The following is a 7,942-nucleotide window of genomic DNA, read 5'->3' as shown; positions in this document are numbered from 1 at the left end:
GCCGCCGCTCGCGCGAGGGCGGCCGCGACAGCCACGAGGAGAAGCGCAGGCAGGGCCTCACGCAGCCGTTCGGCCACGGCGCCGGACCCGAGGATGGGCTTCATCGCCCGCGCCGTCGCCGTGAGGAGGACGGCTGCGGACAGGCCCGTCAGCAGTTGGCACCCGACCAGCAGCCGCACCGCCCGGCGGTCGGTCCGCCACGACAGCCGGGCGATCCGGTGCAGGACCTTCGGGATCTGTCCGCACATCTTCCGGAAGGAGACCTCGGCGAGCGGGTTGACCGCGTACTGCCCGCTGTAGCTGAACTCCGCCGGAGGCGGTGGTGTCGGTTCCGCCGTGAGCTGCTGTTTCTCTGTTTCGGTCGAGGTCAACTGAGCTCCCTGGAAGGTTGTTCGGGCATGTCATGGAGCTCAACGACCGGGCAGACCTTTCGAACACATGTGTTTGAGACGCGATGGAATCCGCATGGCAGAGCGAGAAACGGAGCATGCGGGATGCACCGACCGTTGTCGCGCGCGGAGGCCAGTCGGAGCGATCTTGGCCGAAACGCCGCTGACTCCCCCGCCCTTTCCTCGGACGACCAGGGTGCTTTGATGCCTCCGTGCATCTGCGTCATTCGGTCCGCGCGGTCGTCCTCGACGAGGACGACCGCATCCTGCTCTGCCGGTTCACCATTCCGGGACCGGAGAAAACGGTGGTGTGGGCGACCGTCGGCGGCGGGATCGAGCAGGGCGAGACACCTCTTGCCGCACTCCGCCGCGAACTGCGGGAAGAGGTGGGCCTCGTGGTCACCACCGATCCGCCACATGTATGGCACCAGGAGGTGGTGGCGCCAGGGTGCGCGGCGGGCTACGACGGTGTCGTCAACGACTACTTTCTCGTACGCACTACCGGATTCAGGCCTCGCGGAACGCTGTCCGACCGGGAGCTCGCCGCCGAGAACATCAGCGGGCTGAGATGGTGGCACCTGCCGGAAGTCGCCGGTTACGACGGCCCCGATCTCTTCTCCCCGCGCGACCTGGCGACGCCTCTGACGGCATTGATCACCTCTGGCGTTCCCGCCGGACGACCTGTGAGGCTGGGCCTCTGAGCAGAAGGTCCGTTCACGTGTGCCCCGGCCCGGCCCGGACACGGATCCGCAGCGCGGTTCAGAACCCGAGCCAGGCCCCTTGCACACCCTGCTGCCCCCTCCCGGCCGGGTGCAGTCGCACACTCCCCGACCGAAGAGCCGCCGCAGCCGGTGCCACTCCGCGTCGGTCCGGACGACGCCGCAGGAGACGCGTTGTGCCTCCGTCGTCCGGGTTGCACCCTTCCCGCAGCCCGTCGGCTCCGCCCGGACGATCTCGCAGACGGGTGTCCCCGGCGGGTGCGTCGTCCGGACAGGCGTCGCGGACCTGCAGGCCCTTTGCAATATCCGCACTCGCCTCACCCAGGGCGAACCGATCCGCAGCTTGGAGCCGTACCCCTCGCGGAACTCCTGCCGCTCGGCGGGCAACCCACTCCTTGTGGCTACCTCATGCCCCGGTGACACCCAGCAGGTGACCAGCCGTCAGCTTCTGCGACATCACGACACCAACCTCATTCATTGTCCGAACATGACAATCACTCGCTCTCGATTCAGTCACCCATTACACTCACTTCCCTTCTGAACACTGGCATGATCCTCACGAGAGTAAGTCAGGGACTATGTAGCATTTACACAATTCAGGAGGCTCGTGTGACCCGTAACGGTCGTGTGCTGGTGACGGGCGTCGGTGCGATGACGCCACTGGGAGCCGATGCGCCGTCGTCGTGGTCGGGGCTGCTGGACGGTAAGTCGGGGGTGCGTTTCCTGGAAGAGGAATGGGCCGCGGACCTGCCCGTACACGTTGCGGCCGGGCTCACGGTGGACCCTGCCTCCCTCCTCCCGAGGGCCGAGGCCAGGAAGCTGGACCGCGGTGAGCAGGTCGCCACTCTCAGTGCGCGCGAAGCCTGGCAGGACGCCGGTGCTCCGCAGGTCGATCCGGAACGATTCGCCGTCGTCATCGGTACGGGGACCGGTGGTGTCCTCACCACGCTGGGGCAGGACGACGTCTTCGAACGCGCCGGGATTCGCAGGCTGTCACCGTTCACGGTCCCCATGCTGATGCCCAACGGGCCGGCTGCTTGGGTGAGCATGGACCTGGGCGCGAAGGGAGGCGCCAGGACTCCGGTGAGTGCCTGTGCGTCCGGGGCGGAGGCCCTCGCGCTGGGGCAGGATCTGATCCGCAGCGGGCGGGCGGACGTGGTCGTCGCAGGTGGGGTGGAGGCATGCCTGCACCCCTTCACCATCGCGGCATTCGCCCAGATGAAGGCCCTGTCGACACAGTCCGTGGACCCGGAGACCGTGTCCCGCCCGTTCGACGTCAATCGGTCCGGGTTCGTCATGGGCGAGGGCGCGGGAATGATGGTGCTCGAACGCGCCGAATTCGCCCGGGCCCGCGGAGCACGCGCCTACGGCAAGCTGGCCGGCAGTGCCGTGAGTTCGAGCGCGAACCACATCACGGCCTCCGACGCGGAGGGCCAGGCCTTCGCCATGGAACTGGCTCTGCGCGACGCCGGCCTGGCCCCGGCGGACATTGGCGTCGTGCACGCCCACGCCACCTCGACCGAGTCCGGTGACCTGGCGGAAGCCGAGGCGATCGGCCGGGTGATCGGCAGCCACGCCGCGGTGACGGCGACGAAGTCGATGACAGGTCACATGATGGGCGCGTCCGGAACGGTTGGTGCCATGGCCGCTCTGTTCGCGCTCAGGGACGGCACCGTGCCGGCCACGCGCAACCTCGACGAAATCGACCCGCGCGTGGAACTGGACGTGGTGCGCGGTGAACGGCGCACCGGTCAGTGGTCCGCTGCGCTGGCCAACTCGTTCGGGTTCGGCGGACACAACGTCAGTCTCGTCCTCACCAAGTGACGACGAGACCTTGACCGCCACGCCGGGCGACATGGGACTCTCGGACCCGGCTGCCGCCCGCTCGTGATGTCGTGTCGTTGCTCAGACCGGCCTGACCACCGGGCCGGTCACGACATCACGGGTTCAACCTCAGTAGTCTGAGCGATTGTGAACAGACGGCGGCGTAAGAAACTGTCAACGCGTCTCGTTGAAGCGGCCACATTCGGCGACTGCACTCGGATCAACGCTCTGCTGAGAGCCGGGGCCTGCCCGGAGGCCGGCAATACCGAGGGCACGACACCTCTGTACGCCGCATCAGTCCACGGAGCCGCCGACAACGTCCGCTGCCTGCTGACAGCCGGAGCCTCTCCCAACACCGAAAGCGGACACGGCGCGGAAGGAACTCCCCTGTGCGCGGCCGCGTGCTGGGGCCATACCGAAACGGTGCGTGCGCTCCTCGCCCACGGCGCCGATCCCGATCTCCGCGAGGATCACGGCATGGGCCGTTCACCGCTTCAATGGGCGATGTCCGGGCCCCACCCCGAGACGATCGCCGTGCTTCTCGCGGCAGGCGCCCATCGCAACCACAGCTGAGGAACCTGATTTCCTGCTCGGCGGTGGCTAATGGATCTTGATCCAGTAGCGTCGTGCGGCGCCGCACTCGGTGTCTCCGACACCTTCCAGGACGCCCCCATGACGCTCGATCGTCTGCGCCGAGGCGACGTTGTCGATCGCGCAAACAAGCAGTACCCGGTCCAACCCGAGCCCCCGGGCCTCGTCGAGCATCCGGCCCAGCGCCCAGGTGGCCAGTCCGCGCCGACGCGCGGAGGGCCGGATGCCGTAGCCGATGTGGCCGATCTCCCACACGATGTCGAGCCCGTACCTCAGAGCGATCCCACCGAGCACCCTGTCGTCCTCGACGATCCATCGGTGCACGCAGCTCATCCTGCGGGCCCGCAGCGGCCTCGCCGGATTCGACTCGGCGGCAAGCCGTGCCACCCAGGCCGCGAACCCCGCCGGCGAATCGACCTCGTCGGTGGATGTCAGTCCGAACCCGTCCTCGTGCACACCGGGCCCCCACTCCTCATGTGCTTCGCGCCAGGCGGAGTACAGGCGGACCGTCGGTGCGATCAGTTCAGGCACACGACGACGGTACCTGTGCGGACGGTCAAGATCTACATCCGGAACCGGCCGCCGAGACCTCCGCGATGCCGCGCGCTACGCACTCGGAGAACGGATGCCCGCGCCAGTCTCACGGGCCGGCACGTCCAGCCGACACCGGTGCCTCCACCAGCAGTCGCCCGGAAAGCGGTCGGTATCCCAGCGATCGGTTCACCGCTGTCATGGGCCGGTTCTCCTGGTTGACGGTCGAAGTGACGGCGCGGACTTCAGGGAAGCGATCGTGGAGTTGGATGGCTTGTTCGGCCTTGATCCATCGAGCCAGTCCTTGTCCTCGATGTCCGGGCAGGACAGCGGTGTCGTGCTGGTCGGCCACGGGGCCACCGCCCGCCGGGACGGTGGCCACCGTAGCGGCGACGACCTCGCCGGAGGCTGAGTGCACGGCAGCGCTCACCATCAGTTGCTCACCGCCTGCGGTCATCGCCGCCTCCCACGCGCGTACCGCAGCGGTGTCCCACGTCCGGGACGGCATCTGCAGCGCGGCGCCCGGGGCATCCAGCACATGGCCCATGACCCGCCCGAAAAGGGCGGCCAGTTGCTCGGGTGCCGGTCCGATCCAGCGCACCGGCCGGTAGGCGGAAGGCAGGCACGCCACCAGTTCCCGGCAGCGTGCCAGGACCCGCTCCTCGTCGAGCCGCTGTTCTTGAAGCTCCAGGCTCAGCACAACGCGTAGACCGGGAACGGTGCGGGCGAAGGACTCACCGGTGGCACCGGCCAGCACCGTGCTCTGCAGCCGGTCCATCCCGGCCTCACCAGCGGCCCGCACGGCTTCGAGAAGCAGCGCGGTGCCGATGCCGTTGCTGCGGGTCGGCGGCGCGACGAACAAGCGGAGGAAACCAGTACCTGGTTGGTGCGACTGCGGCCGCAGCTCCGCGACTCCACTGACCGCGTCGCCGGATTCGCCGCGAGCGGCCCAGCGCATCGCCGGTGGCTCCTCAGCCAGGAGCCGCTCGGCCAGAGCCGATCGCGGCACCGAGCTTCCGGACGACTCCCTGTAACCGTCGCTGAACACCGCACACCAGGCAGCGAGATCAGCTGCGGCCGCGTACCGCGGCAGGAAAGGTTCCACTGTCACTGTGATCACCACAGCACTGTGACAGGGCGCACGTCCAGTCGCAGAGGACTTACGGAAGCACACCGGCCGACACCTTCTTCTCCGAGGCCTTCGCCTCCGTTCCGCTCACGGCGGTCTGCGCCGGTCCCGAGGTCACCGTGACCGAGGCGCCGCGCTCCTGGGAGGGTGCGGTGCGGGCGCTGCGGTTCGCGGGGACCTCGCGCTCGGACGTGGGCCTGGCTCCGGTGGTGGACAAGCCCGTGAGACCCCGGGGGCCGCTCGGCGGACGGTGGGCCGCTGCCGGCACAGGACCTCACCGGGCGGTCACCGAATCTCTCTGCGTGGAGGGGACGGCGTACCCGGCCTCGGCGCACGAGACGCCCTGAGCGGCTCACCGGGTCATAGCGGGCGGCGGGGGTGGTCCCCCGCCGCCCGCAGAATTTTGCAGTACGCGCAAACTTGCATAGCATGCACTTCATGAGTGCCGCCGATGTTCCCCTCGGGCTGCGTGAACGCAAGAAGCGCGCGACGCGTGACGCCCTGGCCGACGCGGCGCTGCGCATGGCCGCGGACCGCGGCATCGAGAACGTGACCGTGGAAGCGGTCACCGACGCGGTCGGCGTATCCGTGCGCACGTTCTTCAACTACTTCCCGTGCCTTGAGGACGCGATCACCCGTCCCGCCCAGGACAACGCCGAGCGGACCCGTCGGGCGGTGCTCAACGCGCCGGACGAACTCACGGCGCTCATCGCCCTGCGCGAGGCGATCGGCCAGGAGCTCGCCCACATCGAGGAGGACCACGAACGCTGGGAGCTCCAGATGATAGTGCTCAGGAGGAGTCCCTCGCTGCTGTCCGGCTTCCTGGCCGCCCGGGGCGCGGACGAGCGCGCGCTGATCGCCGCCGTGGCCGAACGACTGGGCCAGGATCCCGAATCCGATCTCCATCCCAGGCTTCTCGCACACGTGGCGACCGCCGCCGTACGCGCCGCCGTCGAGCTCTGGGTGGCCTCCGGCCGTACTCGTACGTTCCAGAGCATCTACCACGAGGCGTTCGCCTCACTGGCCGCCGGTCTGAACGACTGAAGCGCATCCCCGGGCCTCCACCGGGGGCTTGCGGCCGATCACCCCGACCATCCGATCAACCGAAAATCCAGAGAATGAGGAACGCCGGCCGATGAGCGCTGCCGTCACACCCGAAACCGGTACCGCCGGTGCGCCCGAGGGGGCCGCACCAGCCATGACGCGTCGTCACATACTCCAGGCCATGTCGGGCCTGATGGCCGGCATGTTCGTGGCCATCCTGGCGTCCACCGTGGTCTCCAACGCACTTCCCAGGATCATCGCCGATCTGCACGGCAGCCAGTCCTCGTACACCTGGGTGGTCACCGCCGAGCTGCTGGCGATGACGGCGACCGTTCCGATCTGGGGCAAGCTGTCCGACCTGTACGACAAGAAGCTGCTCATCCAGCTGTCCCTCTCGATGTTCATCGTCGGCTCGCTCGTCGCCGGCTTCTCGCACAGCGTCAGCCTGCTCATCGTGAGCCGTGTGGTGCAGGGCATCGGCGCGGGCGGCCTCACGGCGCTCGCCCAGGTCGTGATGGCGGCGATCATTCCGCCGCGTGAACTCGGCCGCTACTCCGGCATCTTCGGCGCCGTGTTCGCCGTCGGCACCGTCGCGGGACCGCTCATCGGCGGCGTGCTCGTGGACACCTCCTGGCTGGGGTGGCGCTGGTGCTTCTTCATCGGTGTGCCGTTCGCGCTGCTCGCGATCGTGTTGCTCCAGCTGACCCTGAAGCTGCCCACGGTCCGCCGGGAGGTGAAGATCGACTACCTCGGCGCCCTCCTGATCATGAGCGGGGTCAGCTCACTGCTGCTGTGGGTGACCCTCGCGGGCAACCGCTTCGACTGGGCTTCGTGGCAGACCGCCGCACTGGTCACCGCCGGTGTGGTCCTGCTGGCCGCCGCGGTGCTGGTCGAGTCCAAGGTCCAGGAACCGATCATCCCGCTGGACATCTTCCGCAACCGCACCGTAGCGCTGACGACCGTGGCGAGCCTCCTGGTCGGCGTGGCCATGTTCGGCGGCACGGTGTTCCTGTCCCAGTACTTCCAGATCTCGCTCGGCAAGACGCCGACCGTCGCGGGCCTGATGAGCCTGCCGATGATCCTCGGTCTGATGATCTCCACGACGGTCGCCGGGCAGATCATCTCCGCCCGGGGCAAGTGGAAGGGCTTCCTGATCTCGGGCGGCATCATCATGACCGCGGGCATGTGTCTGCTGTCCACGATCAGCGCGGACTCCTCGTTCGGGCTGCTCAGCGTCTACATGGCGGTGCTCGGCGTGGGCGTCGGCATGCTGATGCAGAACCTGGTGCTGGCAGCTCAGAACGACGTACCCGCGTCGGAACTCGGCGCGGCGACCTCGGTGCTGTCGTTCTTCCGCAGCCTCGGTGGGGCGATCGGCACGAGCGCGCTCGGCGCCGTGCTCAGCCACCGGGTGGCGAGCGAGATGGCGAAGGGCTTCGGCGGAGCGGCGGACAACGGAGGCACCGGCCACAGCGTCCCCGATCTGTCCACCCTTCCCGAACCGGCCCGGCAGGTGGTCGAGCACGCGTACGGGGTCGCGACCGCGGATGTCTTCCTGATCGGAGCCCCCTTCGCGCTGCTCGCCCTGGTCGCGGTGCTGTTCATCAAGGAGAAGCCGCTCAAGACGCAGAGCGGCATGGAACGGCTCGCTGAGGAGAACGCGGCCTCGGCGAAGACTCCGGCCACTCCGGCGCGCTGAGCCCAGAAAGTACGAC

General features: G+C 68.4%; 8 protein-coding genes and 1 pseudogene. 5 read left to right on the top strand and 4 right to left on the bottom strand.

Going from position 1 to position 7,942, the window contains the following annotated elements; all coding sequences use genetic code 11:
- Positions 1 to 371 (bottom strand): annotated as a pseudogene (locus tag ACWCQ6_RS14905) (ABC transporter ATP-binding protein); the annotation flags it as partial.
- A 230-nt stretch (positions 372 to 601) separates the two neighbouring features.
- On the opposite strand from ACWCQ6_RS14905, the gene ACWCQ6_RS14900 reads away from it, so the two are divergent.
- From ACWCQ6_RS14900 to ACWCQ6_RS14890, 3 genes are all read left to right on the top strand, one after another.
- A complete protein-coding gene (locus ACWCQ6_RS14900; protein WP_451089126.1) occupies positions 602 to 1,090 on the top strand; it encodes an NUDIX hydrolase in 489 nt (162 codons plus the stop codon).
- 627 nt (positions 1,091 to 1,717) lie between these two features.
- Positions 1,718 to 2,932: a beta-ketoacyl-[acyl-carrier-protein] synthase family protein gene (locus tag ACWCQ6_RS14895; RefSeq protein ID WP_451089124.1), complete on the top strand. Its 1,215-nt coding sequence runs from the start codon at positions 1,718 to 1,720 to the stop codon at positions 2,930 to 2,932.
- Positions 2,933 to 3,079: 147 nt separating this feature from the next.
- The gene (locus ACWCQ6_RS14890) at positions 3,080 to 3,505 is read left to right on the top strand and encodes an ankyrin repeat domain-containing protein (RefSeq protein WP_451089122.1); all 426 of its coding nucleotides are present in this window, start codon (positions 3,080 to 3,082) and stop codon (positions 3,503 to 3,505) included.
- Between the two features lie 27 nt (positions 3,506 to 3,532).
- Here ACWCQ6_RS14890 and ACWCQ6_RS14885 read toward each other — a convergent pair whose 3' ends face one another.
- The 3 genes from ACWCQ6_RS14885 to ACWCQ6_RS14875 form a co-directional block, all read right to left on the bottom strand.
- Positions 3,533 to 4,054, bottom strand: coding sequence for a GNAT family N-acetyltransferase (locus ACWCQ6_RS14885; RefSeq protein WP_451089120.1), 522 nt, complete (start codon positions 4,052 to 4,054; stop codon positions 3,533 to 3,535).
- Positions 4,055 to 4,163: 109 nt separating this feature from the next.
- Entirely contained in the window at positions 4,164 to 5,063 is a 900-nt protein-coding gene (locus ACWCQ6_RS14880; protein WP_451089128.1) for a GNAT family N-acetyltransferase, read from the bottom strand.
- Positions 5,064 to 5,214: 151 nt separating this feature from the next.
- On the bottom strand, positions 5,215 to 5,400 hold the full coding sequence (locus ACWCQ6_RS14875) for a hypothetical protein (RefSeq protein ID WP_451089118.1): 186 nt from the start codon (positions 5,398 to 5,400) through the stop codon (positions 5,215 to 5,217).
- A 221-nt stretch (positions 5,401 to 5,621) separates the two neighbouring features.
- Here ACWCQ6_RS14875 and ACWCQ6_RS14870 point away from each other — a divergent pair, with 221 nt between their 5' ends.
- Together ACWCQ6_RS14870 and ACWCQ6_RS14865 are read left to right on the top strand one after the other, a co-directional pair.
- Positions 5,622 to 6,227 (top strand): acyl-CoA-like ligand-binding transcription factor, encoded by a 606-nt coding sequence (locus ACWCQ6_RS14870; protein ID WP_451089116.1) that lies wholly within the window; start codon positions 5,622 to 5,624, stop codon positions 6,225 to 6,227.
- 91 nt (positions 6,228 to 6,318) lie between these two features.
- Entirely contained in the window at positions 6,319 to 7,926 is a 1,608-nt protein-coding gene (locus ACWCQ6_RS14865) for an MDR family MFS transporter (RefSeq protein WP_451089114.1), read from the top strand.
- The last annotated feature ends 16 nt before the right edge of the window (positions 7,927 to 7,942 follow it).

It is taken from the genome of Streptomyces sp. NPDC001880 (assembly GCF_053594575.1).
Note: the sequence above shows the minus strand (reverse complement) of the source record. Positions and strands in the feature narration are given on the sequence as shown.